Origin of the sequence: Acinetobacter sp. P1332 (assembly GCF_044057475.1) — a bacterium.
GTDB classification, from domain to species: domain Bacteria; phylum Pseudomonadota; class Gammaproteobacteria; order Pseudomonadales; family Moraxellaceae; genus Acinetobacter; species Acinetobacter johnsonii.
The window spans coordinates 935483-951846 of the sequence record NZ_CP171157.1 but is presented as its reverse complement, the minus strand read 5'-3'; the positions used below and the strand labels follow the sequence as shown (position 1 = coordinate 951846).

General features: G+C 42.0%; 17 protein-coding genes. 9 read left to right on the top strand and 8 right to left on the bottom strand.

Translation table 11 applies throughout. The annotated features are described in order from the left end of the window. The first annotated feature begins 581 nt into the window (after positions 1-581). Genes ACFN7Z_RS04585 through trpC form a run of 3 tightly spaced genes read left to right on the top strand, consistent with a single transcriptional unit; the run spans position 582 to position 3052 of the window. On the top strand, positions 582-1166 hold the full coding sequence (locus ACFN7Z_RS04585) for an aminodeoxychorismate/anthranilate synthase component II (protein WP_010327241.1): 585 nt from the start codon (positions 582-584) through the stop codon (positions 1164-1166). Positions 1167-1182: 16 nt separating this feature from the next. Then, positions 1183-2229, top strand: a complete 1047-nt coding sequence (gene trpD / locus ACFN7Z_RS04580) for an anthranilate phosphoribosyltransferase (RefSeq protein WP_004695696.1) — start codon at positions 1183-1185, stop codon at positions 2227-2229. A 16-nt stretch (positions 2230-2245) separates the two neighbouring features. Then, positions 2246-3052: an indole-3-glycerol phosphate synthase TrpC gene (trpC, locus tag ACFN7Z_RS04575; RefSeq protein ID WP_010327242.1), complete on the top strand. Its 807-nt coding sequence runs from the start codon at positions 2246-2248 to the stop codon at positions 3050-3052. 115 nt (positions 3053-3167) lie between these two features. Here trpC and ACFN7Z_RS04570 read toward each other — a convergent pair whose 3' ends face one another. Further along, positions 3168-3296 carry a helix-turn-helix transcriptional regulator gene (locus tag ACFN7Z_RS04570; protein ID WP_234956315.1) on the bottom strand — a complete coding sequence of 43 codons (129 nt, stop codon included), beginning with the start codon at positions 3294-3296 and terminating at the stop codon, positions 3168-3170. Positions 3297-3599: 303 nt separating this feature from the next. On the opposite strand from ACFN7Z_RS04570, the gene ACFN7Z_RS04565 reads away from it, so the two are divergent. The 3 genes from ACFN7Z_RS04565 to ACFN7Z_RS04555 all read left to right on the top strand — a co-directional run bounded on the left by ACFN7Z_RS04565 (position 3600) and on the right by ACFN7Z_RS04555 (position 5374). Further along, positions 3600-4286 (top strand): Smr/MutS family protein, encoded by a 687-nt coding sequence (locus ACFN7Z_RS04565; RefSeq protein WP_010327243.1) that lies wholly within the window; start codon positions 3600-3602, stop codon positions 4284-4286. A gap of 93 nt (positions 4287-4379) precedes the next feature. Next, positions 4380-4928 carry a GTP cyclohydrolase I FolE gene (gene folE, locus ACFN7Z_RS04560; RefSeq protein ID WP_171054237.1) on the top strand — a complete coding sequence of 183 codons (549 nt, stop codon included), beginning with the start codon at positions 4380-4382 and terminating at the stop codon, positions 4926-4928. A gap of 86 nt (positions 4929-5014) precedes the next feature. Continuing rightward, complete coding sequence (locus ACFN7Z_RS04555) at positions 5015-5374, top strand: cupin domain-containing protein (RefSeq protein ID WP_010327244.1); 360 nt, start codon at positions 5015-5017, stop codon at positions 5372-5374. A gap of 56 nt (positions 5375-5430) precedes the next feature. Here ACFN7Z_RS04555 and ACFN7Z_RS04550 read toward each other — a convergent pair whose 3' ends face one another. From ACFN7Z_RS04550 to hemE, 5 genes are all read right to left on the bottom strand, one after another. Further along, on the bottom strand, positions 5431-6807 hold the full coding sequence (locus tag ACFN7Z_RS04550) for a diguanylate cyclase (protein ID WP_010327245.1): 1377 nt from the start codon (positions 6805-6807) through the stop codon (positions 5431-5433). Positions 6808-7003: 196 nt separating this feature from the next. Continuing rightward, the gene (locus tag ACFN7Z_RS04545) at positions 7004-8890 is read right to left on the bottom strand and encodes a DUF4105 domain-containing protein (protein WP_010327246.1); all 1887 of its coding nucleotides are present in this window, start codon (positions 8888-8890) and stop codon (positions 7004-7006) included. A gap of 69 nt (positions 8891-8959) precedes the next feature. Then, positions 8960-9430, bottom strand: a complete 471-nt coding sequence (locus ACFN7Z_RS04540; RefSeq protein WP_005400471.1) for a DUF3015 family protein — start codon at positions 9428-9430, stop codon at positions 8960-8962. A 146-nt stretch (positions 9431-9576) separates the two neighbouring features. After that, complete coding sequence (locus ACFN7Z_RS04535; RefSeq protein WP_171054236.1) at positions 9577-10374, bottom strand: DUF817 family protein; 798 nt, start codon at positions 10372-10374, stop codon at positions 9577-9579. 36 nt (positions 10375-10410) lie between these two features. Then, entirely contained in the window at positions 10411-11481 is a 1071-nt protein-coding gene (hemE, locus tag ACFN7Z_RS04530; protein WP_159151463.1) for a uroporphyrinogen decarboxylase, read from the bottom strand. A 202-nt stretch (positions 11482-11683) separates the two neighbouring features. Between hemE and ACFN7Z_RS04525 the strand changes: the two genes are divergently transcribed. From ACFN7Z_RS04525 to ACFN7Z_RS04515, 3 genes are all read left to right on the top strand, one after another. Continuing rightward, positions 11684-12925, top strand: a complete 1242-nt coding sequence (locus ACFN7Z_RS04525; protein ID WP_010327247.1) for a L,D-transpeptidase — start codon at positions 11684-11686, stop codon at positions 12923-12925. Positions 12926-13005: 80 nt separating this feature from the next. Next, entirely contained in the window at positions 13006-14067 is a 1062-nt protein-coding gene (locus ACFN7Z_RS04520; protein ID WP_224216365.1) for a hypothetical protein, read from the top strand. A gap of 122 nt (positions 14068-14189) precedes the next feature. Further along, the gene (locus tag ACFN7Z_RS04515) at positions 14190-14885 is read left to right on the top strand and encodes a pirin-like bicupin family protein (protein WP_010327249.1); all 696 of its coding nucleotides are present in this window, start codon (positions 14190-14192) and stop codon (positions 14883-14885) included. Between the two features lie 78 nt (positions 14886-14963). On the opposite strand, the gene ACFN7Z_RS04510 is transcribed toward ACFN7Z_RS04515, so the two are convergent. Both ACFN7Z_RS04510 and ACFN7Z_RS04505 read right to left on the bottom strand, forming a co-directional pair. Continuing rightward, positions 14964-15317, bottom strand: coding sequence for a DUF1304 domain-containing protein (locus ACFN7Z_RS04510; RefSeq protein ID WP_010327250.1), 354 nt, complete (start codon positions 15315-15317; stop codon positions 14964-14966). Positions 15318-15384: 67 nt separating this feature from the next. Continuing rightward, on the bottom strand, positions 15385-16362 hold the full coding sequence (locus ACFN7Z_RS04505; RefSeq protein ID WP_010327251.1) for a zinc-binding dehydrogenase: 978 nt from the start codon (positions 16360-16362) through the stop codon (positions 15385-15387). Positions 16363-16364 lie beyond the last annotated feature (2 nt).

Sequence of the window (16364 nt, the reverse complement as noted above, 5' to 3'; positions counted from 1 at the left end):
TTACACCCGTTTTTTATAAATTAGAGTGCTTTTTAAGCTGTTATTTTCGCCTTGATTTGACTTCAACACCTCATATCACGGCGAGCGATATACCTGAAATCAAATATAAGCGGTGTAATTAACTGTTTTTATTTGATTTTCAAAAAACAAAAAACCTCTCCTTTCAAACTAAATATAAAGCCGACATTTCAGATGTGAGCAAGCAAAAAAATATGCTCTGTTTTGGTGACATTAGGGGAGTTTTTGGCTCACTGCATTAAAAGATATTCTTTTATATTCCTTGAATGTACATACTTCATGATATTTACACATAGTCCACGAGGTTTCTCGTTAGGATTTGAATCTGAGATATTCATAAACTCTATATCAGTTAGTAACAAAACCCATTGTAATTTTTAGGTCCGGAAAAAAATGTCGCGCCCTAGCTGTGTATTTTTTGCTATGATAATTTCGGTTTTGTGCCTCCATTCAAGTCATTGAATGAGAAAAATAATTTACTTATAGCATTATAATGTAAACGCACGAATACCATAGGACTCTTCAAGCACATTTATATGCATAAATTTCAATAGGTTAAGCTCATGCTTTTAATGATCGACAACTATGACTCTTTTACCTACAACATCGTCCAGTATTTTGGCGAGTTAAATCAAGAAGTAAAAGTAGTACGTAATGATGCCGTGACATTGGAGGATATTGAGCGATGGCAACCTAAGTATCTTGTGATTGGCCCCGGTCCATGCTCACCTTCGGAAGCAGGAATTTCTATTCCAGCTATTCAGCATTTTGCTGGAAAAATTCCATTATTAGGGGTGTGCTTAGGACATCAGGCCATTGGTCAAGCATTTGGTGGCGAAATCATTCGTGCCAAAAAAGTGATGCATGGGCGTTTGTCTGACATGCATCACTCAAATCAAGGCATTTTTAGCAACCTCCCTTCCCCGTTTTCAGCAACGCGTTATCACTCACTGGTGATTGATCAAGAAAGCTTGCCTGAATGCTTAGAAGTGACCTGCTGGACCAATGAAGCAGATGGCTCAATTGAAGAAATCATGGGTGTAAAGCATAAGACGCTTGCCGTTGAAGGCGTGCAATTTCACCCAGAATCAATCTTGAGTCAGCATGGCCATCAAATCTTTAAGAACTTTTTAGAAATTTACGCATAAATGAGTGCAGTGAAAAATGAATATGCAACAAGCTTTAAATAACATCACTAAAAATATTGAGTTGACGCAGCCGCAAATGGAAGACGTCATGCGCACCATCATGAATGGTGAAGCAACAGATGCCCAAATTGGTGCGCTGATGATGGGTCTTCGCTTAAAAGGTGAAAGTATTGATGAAATTACCGCAGCGGCTCGTGTCATGCGCGAGTTTGCCATCAAAATTGATGTCAGTGATGTGCCTTATTTAGTCGACATCGTCGGTACAGGTGGTGATGGTCAGAACTTATTTAACGTCTCGACTGCATCTGCTTTTGTGATTGCAGCGGCAGGTGCAACCATTGCTAAACATGGTAACCGTGGTGTTTCAACCAAATCGGGTTCCTCGGACTTGTTAGAACAAGCGGGCATCCAACTTGACTTAAACATGCAACAAACTGAACGTTGTATTCGTGAAATGGGTGTCGGTTTCTTGTTTGCTCCAAATCATCATAAAGCGATGAAGTATGCGGTAGGCCCGCGTCGTGAATTAGGCATTCGCAGTATTTTCAATTTACTTGGCCCGCTTACGAATCCGGCTGGAGTAAAACGTCTAGTGATTGGGGTGTTTTCGACTGAATTATGCCGTCCTATTGCAGAAGTGATGAAACAACTGGGCGCAGAACATGTCATGGTGGTTCATTCGAAAGATGGTTTAGATGAAATTAGCCTTGCATCAAGCACCTATGTGGCTGAACTCAAAAATGGCGACGTCACCGAGTGGGAAATTCAACCTGAAGATGTCGGAATCGAATCGCAAACTTTAACAGGTTTAATCATTCAAGATTCTGCTGAAAGTTTAAGCCTAATTAAAGATGCCTTAGGTAAAAACAAATCCGATAAAGGTGAAAAAGCAGCCAATATGATTGCTTTAAATGCAGGTGCCGGTTTATATGTCTCTGGACTTTGTACCAGTTATAAGCAAGGCGTGGCTTTAGCACATGACATCATCTACGGCGGACAAGCCTTAGAAAAGATGAGCATCCTTGCTGAATTCAGCAAAACCCTTAAACAATACGACGCTTGATAGACAGGATTTTGTCATGGTAGATATCGCAAATACGATTTTAGGCAAAATTGTGGATCGTAAGCAGGAAGAGTTTGCTGCACGCCTCAAACAACGTAGCTATAAAGATGTTGAAGAATGGGCACTTGAGGCAACTCCTGTACGTGGTTTTGCAAAGTCTTTACTGAGCAAACAACCGGGTGTGATCGCTGAAATTAAGAAAGCATCACCATCTAAAGGCATCATTCGTGAAAACTTTGATCCTGCTGAAATCGCGCAGCAATACGAAGCTGCAGGTGCAGCATGTTTATCGGTTTTAACCGATGTCGATTTTTTCCAAGGTGCCGATGAGAATATTCAAATTGCACGTTCTCACTGTGCCCTGCCTGCATTACGCAAAGACTTTTTGATTGACCCTTATGGGGTGATTGAAGCACGTGCTTTACATGCCGACTGTATTCTTCTGATTGCGGCATGCTTGTCAGATCAACAACTCGAAGAAATGTCTAAAACGGCTTTTGAGCAGAATTTAGATGTCTTGGTTGAAGTACACGATGAAGCAGAACTTGAACGTGCTTTGCGTCTACCCGAGCGTTGCGTATTGGGTGTCAATAACCGCAACTTAAAAACCTTTGATGTGGACTTAAACACTTCGATTCGTCTGAAAAAACTACTTGAACCATCTCGTCTACTGGTGACGGAAAGCGGCATTGCGACCCCAGCGGATGTTGCGATGATGCAAGAGCATGACATTCATGCTTTCTTGGTCGGTGAAAGCTTTATGAAGCAGCCCCGTCCAGATCACGCCTTTACTGAGCTATTTGGAACACCTAAATCACTTTAATCGCATATTCAGGGTAAGGCATGCTCTTGCCCTGAATACTTTATGATTTGCACTTTCAAAAAGCTGTTGAAGATCTGCTTAAACAGTAACATATAAAAAATTGTTCAATTTTAAATTACTCAATGAAACCCTGCTTCTTGACTTCATTCACCGCTTCCATTCGAGAGCGGACCTGCAACTTGTTATAGATTTTACGCAGATGCCATTTCACCGTATTGATGGACAAAAAAATCGACTCAGATATTTCAGCATCGGTACAGCCACGGCTTAATTTTTCTAAAATTTGGATTTCACGTTTCTATAGCTAAATTCTAAAAACACTAGCACATGGAAACATCTGTAAAACCTCATTTTCTATGTTTTTAGGTGTGATAATAAATTAAGTATTCAGCTATATAAGGCCTCAAGCCCAGAACTGCCGATCAAAGCTTCAACACTGCTTTCAGTTTATACAACCCTCTATGCATGATGCAATTCAGTTCAAATATAGGGAAAATCAGACTATAATTATCGCCTAATTCCTTATTTTGCGTATTTTTCTGACACTATGAGCAAACATGATTCATCGCTTTCTAAAGAACAGTTTAATTTACTGAAAGACTTTAAAAAGCAAATCACCAATCCGCATTCGACTGCCATCAAACAGTCTGAGGCCCAAGCTCAAGTTGCTCCGCCCGAGCCAGAAGATGATTTCGCGTTGTTTCAAAAACAAATGCAAGGTGTCCAAAAGATGGAGACCGCGAACATTGCCAAAATAAAAAAAAATCCAAAGAAAAAAATCGATGCGCAAACTTTAGCAAAACGTGCAGCGGCTGAAGGCCCAATGCATACCGATGCAACTGAGCTGTCCGATACTCAAGCAATGCTCAACCCTGTAGCGAGCCAAGCCGCACTCAGTTATCGCATTGCTACACTACAACACAAAGTATTTGAAGATTTAAAAGCGGGTAACATTCGTTGGTTTGAAGCAGTCGACTTGCATGGTTGCACCGTTGAAGAAGCCCGTGTCGCAGTTTTACAAGTCATTCAAATGGCCAAAGATGAAAATCAAAATGTCATTAAAATTGTACATGGCAAAGGTCCGGAAGCCATTTTAAAAACCTATGTGAATGGTTGGCTGCGTCAACACCGCGATGTGCTGGCTTTTGTCAGTGCGCCGGAGAAGCAAGGTGGCACAGGTGCAGTTTTAGTGTTGCTAAAACGTGCTGAAAAGAACCCAAAGTTTAAACAGTAATCGGATTTTTGTCCAAAATAAGGCATTGGAATAGTTTTCTGCTACAATGCCGTCCTTGTTCAATATCAGTGTAAGTGAACACGTCTTATGTCTATGCAGCAATCCTACGCTAACATCTTAACTGCCGTTGGTGAAGACCTAACCCGTCCAGGTCTCCTCGATACGCCTATGCGTGCTGCTAAAGCTTTTTCGTATTTAACGTCTGGTTATAGCAAAAGCTTAGAAGAAGTGACCAATAATGCGGTGTTCCCATCGGACAACCGTGAAATGGTACTGGTTAAAAATATCGAGTTTTATTCACTCTGTGAACACCATTTATTGCCTTTTTATGGTCGCGTACATATTGCGTATTTACCTGAAGGCAATGTCCTTGGACTCTCTAAATTTGCACGCATCACCGAAATGTTTGCACGTCGTCTACAGATTCAAGAAAACCTGACGCAGCAGATTGCAGAAGCGGTTGCAGAAGTGACAGGTGCACGTGGCGTGGCTGTTATGATTGATTCAGCACATATGTGTATGATGATGCGCGGCGTCGGCAAGCAAGAATCGACTACACGTACCGTTTCCTTTATTGGTGACTTTAAAACCAATAAAGAAGAGCGTCGTGAGTTTTTAAGTGCAGTCCCTGAAAGCTATTAATTGAAACATAAAGCCTCAACCTCTGTTGGGGCTTTTTTTATGCATATATCATTGAACGATTCATTTTTTGTTTAGAGGAATACGCAATGTCAGCAATTTGGTTAGCAGGTCATGGTTTGACCCAAGGCGAACAGAGTATTGATTTTCCACGTCCAGACCGTTTGGTTCAAGGCAATCCACAGCGCCAGACCTATAGTCTATATGAACACCCACACATGGGCTGCGGGATTTGGCACTGTGAGGTTGGTTCATGGAATATTCAATTTGCCGACAATAAACAAGAATTCTTTCAAGTGATGGAAGGCAGCATCCGTATTCATGATGCCCACACTCAAGACTTCATTGAAGTCAAGGCCGGTCAGGCAGGAATTATTCCACCGAGTTTTATCGGCACATTTGAAGTGGTTGAAGCTGTTAAAAAATACTATGTGATTGTTGAGGTATAAGTACCTCAACAACCGATTGGAAACGTCTTAGAACAGCTCGTGTTTAAGTCTGAGATTTAAACACTTAGCACTTTTTCAGTCACATGAATACAGTTACGCCCTTTATTTTTGGCGGCATAGAGTGCCGAATCGGCAGTGTCTAAAAAGCGTTGATAGTCAGGATGACCATTATAAACCGTACAACCAATACTGACGGTAAAACTAAAACTTTGCCCATGAGCGGTACGAATTGGGGTTTCCTGTATCCGCATGCGAATCGTTTCAGCAATTTGTAAAGCACGTGTGAGATCACTGTCGACCAACAGCAATAAGAACTCTTCGCCACCGACACGGAAGGCATAGTCACTACCCTTCGCAACATCTAACAAGACTTCAGCAATAAAACGCAGTGCCAAGTCCCCTGCGGTATGCCCATATTTATCGTTGATACGTTTGAAATAATCCGCATCAATTGCTAGTAAGCTCAACGCAGCATCATTTTTACGGGAAAAATTAATTTCACGCGACACAATCGTACTTAAATATCGACGGTTTAACAGCTGAGTCAGCGAGTCATTGCCTGAATCTATATATTCGGTCACTTGAAACAGTTGATCGACCAAATGCTGAATCTGTCGATTCACATCACGAATTTCTTGAATGCGTTCTACCTTCTGAGTCTGATCCTGACAGTCGAGCACGTCAAAATTGAGGGTATCGACCTGTTGAATCAGCCTGATAATGGTCTCAACCTGCTCTGCACCCGTAAAGGCATACGCTGCTTTATGCACAAACCATAGACCAAATTCCGACTTAGACAAAGCAATGTGTTGTAACTGCGGATGCTCGGAGAAGACTTTGAACATCAACTCATTTTCCCAGTCAAGCAAAATACTGCGCTGCTTATCTTTTTGTACTGCGACATCTTGCATTGCAGAAAATAAACGATAGCTATGCTTAACTTCATGGCTTCGCTCTGTATTGGCTTCATAGGATCTACACATGATTTCTGTCGCAAAGCCCATAATTTGCAGCATATAACTCAGCATGTGGTGGTTATTTTCCAGCGGAAGTTCAGCCAAGAGTTCCAAGATCTTGTTTTCAATCTCGCGAATACCGCGCATGATCAACCAAGAAGGAATGCCCACCCGCGCATGTACCTGCCCAACTTTTTGTTGTTTTTCAACTGCTGCATAATAAGCTTCATTCACAGCCACGTCGAAACTTTCAATGAGCCATTGGTTTAAACTGTTTTTTAAACGTTGTTGAATGATGTCATCTTTAAAAAAATCTGCAGCCTCAGGCTCCAAGACAATATTGCTATAAAATTCATTAACCAATACAGACGAATGCTGCTGAATAAAATTTTGCGCTTTAACGTGATCATTCACTGAATAATGTTGGCAAATTTTCCCCCATTGCTCGGCCAATTTAGCCATGCATTCATCATTCATAAAACTTACCTATTTATATATTTTTGAGACTTACTAGACATTTATGTGATTAATATAACAAATTTCAATACTTATTTTCACCATCAGCTTTCATTTTCAGCACTTTATAAAAAGTAAGGCTCACGTTTGGTTGTTTTAACAGCAATGACTTTCATAAAAAAAGCCCCTTTATTGGAGCTTTGAAAAGAGGACCGAACTAAAAGAAATGGATATAACTCAAACCCGTCTGATCCCAATCCTTGCCTTTTTGCTGTTGATACTGCCAATGAAGCCTCAACGCATTTTGCTGATTGAATAAATATTGCAACTGAGTATTCAGTCTGACTTGCCATTGATGGCTATCTTCCCAATATGGCAGCTCGACCTGTACCAAACTATTGATATGTTCGCTCCAGATGTTCTGGCAGCCTACCGTTGGCCCAAGTCCCACGCGCCAACCTCGGTCTAAAGCTTTGCCTGCTTGAACATGATTTTGCAATTGTGCATAGCATAAATGTTGACGCTCTTGATCTGCCACACTATAGCCAAACTGACTGGATAGATTGAATACACCGTGTTGATCCTGTTCACTAAATGCACCATCTCGATTTAGTGCCTCTTGTTGCCAACCCATGTTAAAACCCCAGCTTAATGGTGTTTTAAAGGCAGTCAATGGACTGTAGGCATTGACCTCCAGCACATTTAGTTCTTGCAGTTTTAGTCGATCATCACGGTATTCGAGACTGCCGTCTAGAAACTTAAGCTGTGTACCCAAACGGAAACCGCCTTGCGGGTCTATCAAGTCATGATAGGCCTGACGATGGCTCAGTCGGAAATAAGTGTCACCTTGTATCTCACCTGCTTCAAGCTGAACGGTTCGCGCATGGTGGCCTTTTACTGGATCTACTTTTGGCGCTTCGACCACTTGACGTTGCTTTTCCAAGTCAATCTGACTCCGCAAACCCAGCAGTTGTCGAATACGCGGTTGGGCGTCTTCTGCCGCAATCTTTTGTGCAATTAACTGTAAATACACATGGTCATAGGCCATTTCTAAAATACGTGCCTGATCCACCAAGGCATAGCGACTCAAATAGTCTTGCATTTGAGCAGGTTCAAGTTGCGCAACCTGATGCGCAGCCGCTGCCAAGGCTTGTCCGTGTTGTTTGGCTTGTGCCAACAACTGAGTTTCTAAAGCTGGACGGTAAACACTTTCCGCAATTAGATGGTTTTCATCGACCGCCTTAATTGTCTCAACAGGAATCGCAGCGGTTTTAAATTGTTTTTGTAGGTTGACCTCTGGCCGTACCAAATCAATTAAACCCAGTAAACGATAGGCACAGTTATCACTGATAAAATAGTAAGGAAATTGCACATGCTTGAGTTCCCAAATATGCTCAACCATGGTTTTGGTTTCTTCTGGCGTCAGGGCTAACTCGTACTCCCACAAATCGCGGCTTTCCAAATCACCATATTCTTTCACTTTTCGATAGTACGGCATGAGTGAGTACTCACCTGGGTACTGCCCGGTTAAGCCCTTCCATGCAAAAGAAAAGCTGTCGCTATTGGCCACTGTCGCTGCGTAATTCACGGCATAAGAGACTAAGTTCAGCTGTTTTTGGTCTTTAGGATCGAGCCTTAACAGGGTATGCCCAAACATCGAACTGGGATTGCCCATAAAGTCCGTGGCGTAAATTAAAGTCGCCTTATACGGCTTAATTTGCCCAAGCCACTCATCCAGCTCAGGACATGAGGCTTTAGGCAGTTGGTTTGATGCAATATTCAGTTGTCCTATGAGCCATTTTGACCGGGCTGGAAAGCGACATTGAATCGATTGATTAGCTTCGGTTGGAATAAAGAGTGCTGCAATATTGGCATCAAGCTCTTGTTTGAGCTGAGTTTGTCCGTGCGCACTATAAAAGAACGGACGGTAACTGACTTCACTTTGTCCTGATGAAGTATTGGCATACATCAAACGTTGCCAAGTTACATTTGAGGCAAGCTTAAGCTGCTGTGCTTTTTCAATATAAAACTCTGCTGAGCTAGGTGCTTGAGCAAAGATGCTGGTGCTGAATAGCACACTAAAGAGGAGGACAACAGATTTCATGCAGTGTTAGCTATTCTTCTTTTTTAGATATGAAAAACCCTGCCTGAATGGCAGGGTTTTATGGTGCAATTAAACGTATGCTTTTAATACGCTATCCGTTGCCATGACTGCTTGTAAAGATGCTAATACTTGAAGCGCATCTTGGTTTTCAGCTGAATAGATTTTTGCGAAGTTTTGTTTAGACACTTCAAAGAAACGTGCTTTATCTTCAGACTGGATGTTCAGTAATTCAGCCAGTACATTTAGACTTTCGCCGTCACCAACTGCCATATCACGCGCCAATGCTTCCGCATTTTCGTTGGTAAATGTTACTGCCTGAGCAGTCACTGTACCTGTACCGCTACAACCTAAAGTACCAAAGGTAATACCGAAAAGTTGGTTAGCAAAAAGACCATTGGTTGTACCCGCTAAAATTTTAGCGACTTTACCAGACTGGCCAGCCCAAATTTGTGAACCAATACCACAACCGACGTCATTATCTGCAAATGTAGCGGTAGAACCAACAGCCAAAACCGCAGCCAATGCTATTTTTTTCAACATAAGGGTTCTCCAGACTCGATTATCTCCGAGTATTTTTATTGTTCCTATTGTGTGTATTTTGAGCTACACCCTTGTAAGATAGCGGTAACAAGCGCATAACGCAAAACAATTTATACTAAAGTGAAGTGAATATTTAAAAATGTGCTTTAGCGGTATAAGGACCAACTGCCACGTAGATCTCGTTTCCCTAAAATCTTTAGCACCAACACCAGACTGAGCAGTAGCAATAAATACCAAGAACCCAACTTGCCCCAACCGACCATATGCCATGCATCGACTTGACTTGGGTACAACCAGATTTGGTAAAACGTACTGATATTTTCCGCAATCCAAATAATAAAAGCCAACAGTAAAAGTACGGGTAACATCGGCAGTTGAAAACGGTGTTGCTGTAATTCAAAGCCAATCTTGGTTTTCCAAAACAGCACTATGCTCCACGCAAACAAAAGATAACGAATATCTGGAACAAAAAATTTGGACATAAAGTTGATATAAGACAACACCGCCAATGTCAGCATGGCGGAGAAACGGGGCAAGTGTTCAAAAGAAACATGATAAAGACGTAATGAACGCGCAAAAAAACTGCCCACAGCCGAATACATAAAACCTGCAAACAAAGGCACTGTTAAAATTTTAAACACGGCGGGATGCGGATACTGCCAAGATGCAATTTGCGGATGGGTCAAAAAGATTTCCATCACCATTGCCATCACATGAAATAATGCAATCACTTTGGCCTCGGCCCAAGACTCAAGTTTTAAGTACAACAGACAAACTTGAATCAGCACGGCATAAAACAATAGATAGTCATAACGGAAAAAGCCGAAATATTCCTGACTTCCCATACTGGCTGTGAAGGCAAAAGCCAATAACAGTAATATCCCAAATAAGGCAGCCGAAGCTGCCTTGGATGAGAACTCAAAACATGATTTTAAAATCGTGATCACGCATGAACCCTAATTGAATTGAAGCTGTGAAACTTAGAGATATTTGGCACTGTATTCATGCACAGTATCAATAAAGGCTTTCGGGTTTTCAGGGTCAACCCACTGAGTAATGCCATGACCTAAGTTTGCAACATAACCCGTTTTCTCACCGCCTGCATAAGCGTCATCTAGCATGGCCTTGGTGGCTTTCACAATGGTCTCATGCGAACCATATAATGTTGCAGGGTCTAAGTTGCCTTGCAGTGCCGCACGGCCAGCCACCGTTTGGCGAGCCACATTTAATGGCGTCGTCCAATCTAGACCAAAAGCATCCGCCCCTGTTGCCACCATTGGCTCTAACCATTGACCGCCACCTTTGGTGAATAAAATCACAGGCACTTTACGTCCTTCATTTTCACGTTGTAAACCTGCAACAATTTTTTGCATGTATTTTAAAGAAAATTCTAAATATTCACGGTGTGCTAGCGCCCCGCCCCAGCTGTCAAAAATCTGTATGGCTTGAGCACCTGCATCAATTTGCGCATTTAGATAGTCAATCACCGCATCAGCCAAACGATCGAGCAGTGCATGTAAAACTTCAGGTTGCGCATACATCATTTGCTTGGTGAAACGGAAATCTTTGCTCGAACCACCTTCAACCATATAAGTTGCCAGCGTCCAAGGACTACCTGAAAAGCCAATTAATGGCACTTGTCCACCAAGTGCTGAACGAATCGTCTTGACCGCATTCATCACATAATCAAGATCAGACGCGGCATTAAACTGAGGTAAATTCGCCACATCTTGTTCAGTACGAACCGCTTTGTGAAATTTAGGCCCTTCCCCAGCTTCAAAATAAAGCCCTAAACCCAAAGCATCGGGCACAGTTAAAATATCTGAAAATAAAATGGCAGCGTCTAGTTCATAACGACGTAAAGGCTGTAAAGTCACTTCACAAGCAAAATCGTTATTTTTACACAGCGAAAGGAAATCACCCGCTTGAGAACGGGTTGCACGATATTCAGGTAAATAACGCCCTGCTTGACGCATCATCCAGACGGGTGTGGTATCTACAGGTTCACGTAATAAAGCACGTAGAAAACGATCATTTTTAAGCGTCGTCATTTACTTTCCCATCTCAATTAAATTTGCTCACCATCATAACAAAAAGGTCGAATTTTTAATAACTTCTCATAACACTAAAATTCGATCAGGACAAAGATGCAAACGAATATTTACACAAAACAAATACTGCATCTCCATCTTTTTTCTGTAATACTTCACTAGTTTTTACTTTGTAAATGAATAATTCTTAAGGTTGAATTACATGTTCGTTCGCACAATACTCGCGATGAGTTTAAGTTGCATTCTTGCTGGTACAGCGTTTGCTGCATCTACTACTGAACAACCCTTGACGCCAAAAAAGATCATTGATACTTCAGTTCAAGACCCTATTGATCCTTTAGCAACAGATGTCGCTTCAGCTTCTACTGCGGTTGCAAACAGCCAAATTACAGCAAAAGAACAAGCAGACTTAAACCAAGCTTCGCAAACTTTAGATCAACTTGAACAATCTGAAGATAAAACCGCTGACGTTGGTGCTGCACCAAGCAAAACCACCACTGCACCGACCACCACGACGACCAATCCTGCTGCGGCTAAAGCATCGTGGACATTAAATGGTCTAAACAGTGCAGAATGGTTCGACAATATTGGTAAAGGCCAATTTCCTGTCTATGCACGTGCTCACGTGATGCTCAATAATGCGCATGCGTCTCCAGGTGCAATTGATGGCATGAGCGGTAAAAATACCCTCAAAGCCATTGCTTCGTTCCAGCAAATGAGCGGTTTAAAAGCAACAGGTACCTTAACCAAAGAAACTTGGGATGCTCTACTTGCAAGCCAAGGTTCTAAGCCTGCATTTATTGAATACACCATTACCGAAGCAGACCTAAAAGGTCCTTATGCTGCATCTATTCCACGCGATTATGCACTACAAGCCAAAATGAAAGGTTTGTATTACACCCGTGTGACTGAAATGTTGGGTGAAAAGTTCCATATGGATGAAGACTTCTTGCAGAAGTTAAATCCAAAAGCAACCTTCAAAAAAGCGGGCGAAAAAATTATTGTGGCCAATATCCGCAATGAAGTGCCAGAAGACATTCATTTGATCGTTGCGCACAAAGGTGCAAAACAGCTGTATTTATTTAACAGCCGCAACCAAATGATCGGTTCTTTCCCTGCAACTATTGGTAGCTCAGATACTCCGTCTCCAACGGGTACTTATAAAGTCACTGGTGTTGCGCCAAATCCTTGGTATAGCTACTCACCAAGTAACTTTGTACAGGGCAAAAACTTAAAACCACTTTCTCTACCACCGGGTCCGAATGGTCCTGTAGGGAATATCTGGATTGGTTTAAGCAAAAAATCATTTGGTATTCATGGCACACCAAACCCTTCTGCTATTTCTAAAACAGCATCACACGGTTGTATCCGTTTGACCAACTGGGATGCCAATGATCTTGGCAAAAAAGTGAAGTCAGGTGTTACGGTTAAATTCTTAGAATAATTGGCTTTCTAAGGTATTTACGCTATAAAAGGTGCTCTCTTGAGAGCACCTTTTTTAAATTATAACAACATAGAATGACGATGAACGCTTTAAAAATAATACTGCCCGTGGCCTGCTTACTGTTTTTCTCACCTTATAGCTTTGCCGAATTAGATCAAGAAATCGTGACCAGCGTGGATGCTTCTGCTTATGCGGTGGAATCTGACTATCCATTTGACAGTCTGAATGATCATGAAAAAATCCGCCATCCCCAATACATTCCAGAGGAAGACAGTCTCAGAGAGCCTCTTTTGAATGCACGCTATTACGTCATCGCAGGTAAATCTCCGATTCACTATTACGCGATTCGAACAGGAGCAAAGCCTAAACTACTTTATTTAAACCAGCCCCACTCGGCAGTTTTTTCAATAGGCGAGGCTTATGCTGAAAATCGAGAAAAAATCACCCTACAGCCTCAACTCGACAATACAGTCAAAAATCATGAGTTGTTTTCGATTATGCCCGTCGCGAAGCATCTCGCACTGATTTTTCGTACTCGCTATGCCTATACTCCTACAGAGTTAAAAGCCAATGCGGCCATGAACGCCACCTATGCCAACAATCGCTACCGATACAGCTATGAAATTATTGAAATCGACACGAAGGGCAAACAGCTCCACCGCGTGCAATTTGTGGCTCCAATCATTGAAGATGGAATGAGTTTTGGCCCCAAATGGGATGAAGACTTATCAGATTATAATCATGCAATACTTGAATACAGCACCAAGTCCCCGGGCGACTACCAAACCGTGCATCCTTATAACATTGAAACCCGTTATGAATACAAACAAGGTCAATTGAAGCACTTTGAACAAAAAATTCTGCTCACCGCCAGTGACAAAGTGTTCTTAAAGAATTCACCGAACTCGATTAATTATGAAAATTATCTCGATGATCAAGATGTACCACTCTCCGTTGAAAGCAGTACTTGCCTTGATGACTATTTTGTTTTTAAGGACAAAGCGGCTCCACTCGGTGTGAAATGGGGCAATGACTGGATGCAACAGCAGCCGAATCTACATCAACAATTTTTAGCTGAATATGCGCAAGGCAAAAACTACGTCTGGAAAGATTTCCGCGTACGGTATTGTGATTTAAACTAAGGCTGCAATGTTGTGTTTAATCATTCCAATATTGAAACGCAACATTGCAAATTCACTATTTTAGCGATAAATATAAAACGCTAAAATTACTCCATAGATTAAAAATAAGATTGGAGTTCAAAATGGATGCTTTCATTCATCGCAGTCAAGACCGTGGTCATGTCAATATCGGCTGGCTAGAGTCGAAACATAGCTTTTCTTTTGGTAGTTGGTATAACCCTAAATATATGGGCGTAAGTGCTTTACGTGTCATCAATGACGACGTGATCGCGGGTCATCAAGGTTTTGGGCAACACCCCCATGACAATATGGAAATCTTAACCTGTGTACTCAAAGGCACCATCACCCATAAAGACAGCATGGGCAACCATGGTGGTATTTCAGCAGGTGAATGGCAACTGATGAGTGCAGGTACGGGTGTGCAGCACAGCGAAATGAATCAGGGTGATGAGCCAGTACATTTGCTACAAATTTGGATTACCCCAAATCAAAGAGATGCAGCGCCAAACTATCAACAGATTCGTCTTGATCCGCATGAGCAGCCAAATCAATGGCATGCGATTTGTGGCCCAAATGACAATGCTGCAATGCATATTCGTCAAAATGCCGAAGTCAAAACAGCTGTGATTGAAAAAGATCAAATGCTAGAAGTTAAAGCTACACAGCATATTAACTATGTGCATGTAATTTCAGGCTCAATCCAAATTGCAGAACATACTCTTCATGCAGGTGACGCAATTGCTTTCTTAGAAGCAAGCAATGTTAAAGCTGTGGAAGATGCACAAGTGATTTGGTTTGATTTGCCTGAAGGCAAATAAGTCATCACTCATATTAAAAAGCCAGCGTCTAGACGTTGGCTTTTTAATACAAAACTCAAGCAGCTTTTTTCCCTTGGCTTAGAGAAAATTCACCGCAAGTAATGCTACAGCAGCAGGTAAGGCTTGAATGTAGATAATTTTCTTACTGGCGGTCAGGCCACCATAAATACCAGCAACCAAAACGCAGCCTAAAAAGAAATTGGCCAGTGGTAGTGCGTAAGTTTCAGGTGCACATAGCGCCCAAAATAGACCTGCAGCCAAGAAACCATTATATAAGCCTTGATTTTTCGCCATGACTTTGGTCAGCTGTGCTTTTTCAGGCGTATTGCCAAAGGCTTTTAAACCATAGGGCTTATCCCATAAAAACATCTCTAAAACTAAAATATACACATGCAACAGTGCAATTAAAGCAATCAAAATTTGTCCCATCATACGCTTTATCCTTATTTTTGATGAATGATGCTAGATCAGCTTCACAGCTGATCTAGGTCGAAAACAGTTAAGGTTTCAAAAGTACTTTACCCTGACGTGCGCCTTGCGTCGCTTTCAGTGCAGCATCTTTAATTTGTGCAAAGCTGAAGATACCTTCAACAGGCAGCAGTAATTTTTTCTGTGCAGCAAGCGTCAATAACTCCACAATTAACGCCTTTTTGCGTTCAGCAGATAATTGCTTATTCACCACACTCGCCCAAAAACCTTTAACTGTAGCTTGTTTAAAAATCAGATCTCCCGAAGAAATCTGCATGGTCTCACCCGTCATGCTACCAAATGAAACCAATAGACTATTTTCACTCAGTAAAGCCAACATTTCACCACTGGCCTGACCACCAATGGAGTCTACACCCGCAATCAATGGCTGATCTGCATGAATCGCTTTGACTTGTTCTTTCCAATCGGCTTGGTCTGTTGCCACCACATTTTGAATGCCTAAAGCCTGCATTTCAGCTACAGCCTCAGTACGGCGAACCAAATGAATGACCTTTTGACCACGCGCTTTTGCAATCATTGCCACGGTTTTACCCACTGCACCATTGGCAGTGTTCTGAATCAACCAAGAATCTGCTGGCAAGTCGATAAAATCTAAAAGCATCAGTGCACTGATCGGCATCCCAATCAACTGAGCTGCCGTTTCATCATCAATCGCATCAGTTAAAGGCACGACACCATGCGCTGGTGCAATAAAATACTCAGCCCAACTGCCATGAATTCCTGCAACCGCTACACGCTGCCCTACCGATATGCCTTGTACACCCTCACCAAGCGCATCAATTACACCCACAGCTTCACTGCCACCAATTGCAGGCAGTGTCGGTTTATAACCATAACTGCCACGCACTGTCCACACATCATGGTTATGCATTGGCGATAGAATCATTTTAATACGCACTTCACCCGCTTTCGGTTCAGGTTGCGGCATATCCGCAGCTTCCAAGACTTCAACAGGTTCACCAAAATGGTGATGAATAATACTTTGCATTT

Excerpts from the sequence above, each read along its gene's own strand:
- ACFN7Z_RS04585 (WP_010327241.1), top strand. The coding sequence starts at position 582 with ATGCTTTTAATGATCGACAACTATGACTCTTTTACCTACAACATCGTC.
- trpD (WP_004695696.1), top strand. The coding sequence starts at position 1,183 with ATGAATATGCAACAAGCTTTAAATAACATCACTAAAAATATTGAGTTG.
- trpC (WP_010327242.1), top strand. The coding sequence starts at position 2,246 with ATGGTAGATATCGCAAATACGATTTTAGGCAAAATTGTGGATCGTAAG.
- ACFN7Z_RS04565 (WP_010327243.1), top strand. The coding sequence starts at position 3,600 with ATGAGCAAACATGATTCATCGCTTTCTAAAGAACAGTTTAATTTACTG.
- folE (WP_171054237.1), top strand. The coding sequence starts at position 4,380 with ATGCAGCAATCCTACGCTAACATCTTAACTGCCGTTGGTGAAGACCTA.
- ACFN7Z_RS04555 (WP_010327244.1), top strand. The coding sequence starts at position 5,015 with ATGTCAGCAATTTGGTTAGCAGGTCATGGTTTGACCCAAGGCGAACAG.
- ACFN7Z_RS04550 (WP_010327245.1), bottom strand. The coding sequence starts at position 6,807 with ATGAATGATGAATGCATGGCTAAATTGGCCGAGCAATGGGGGAAAATT.
- ACFN7Z_RS04545 (WP_010327246.1), bottom strand. The coding sequence starts at position 8,890 with ATGAAATCTGTTGTCCTCCTCTTTAGTGTGCTATTCAGCACCAGCATC.
- ACFN7Z_RS04540 (WP_005400471.1), bottom strand. The coding sequence starts at position 9,430 with ATGTTGAAAAAAATAGCATTGGCTGCGGTTTTGGCTGTTGGTTCTACC.
- hemE (WP_159151463.1), bottom strand. The coding sequence starts at position 11,481 with ATGACGACGCTTAAAAATGATCGTTTTCTACGTGCTTTATTACGTGAA.
- ACFN7Z_RS04525 (WP_010327247.1), top strand. The coding sequence starts at position 11,684 with ATGTTCGTTCGCACAATACTCGCGATGAGTTTAAGTTGCATTCTTGCT.
- ACFN7Z_RS04520 (WP_224216365.1), top strand. The coding sequence starts at position 13,006 with ATGAACGCTTTAAAAATAATACTGCCCGTGGCCTGCTTACTGTTTTTC.
- ACFN7Z_RS04515 (WP_010327249.1), top strand. The coding sequence starts at position 14,190 with ATGGATGCTTTCATTCATCGCAGTCAAGACCGTGGTCATGTCAATATC.
- ACFN7Z_RS04510 (WP_010327250.1), bottom strand. The coding sequence starts at position 15,317 with ATGATGGGACAAATTTTGATTGCTTTAATTGCACTGTTGCATGTGTAT.
- ACFN7Z_RS04505 (WP_010327251.1), bottom strand. The coding sequence starts at position 16,362 with ATGCAAAGTATTATTCATCACCATTTTGGTGAACCTGTTGAAGTCTTG.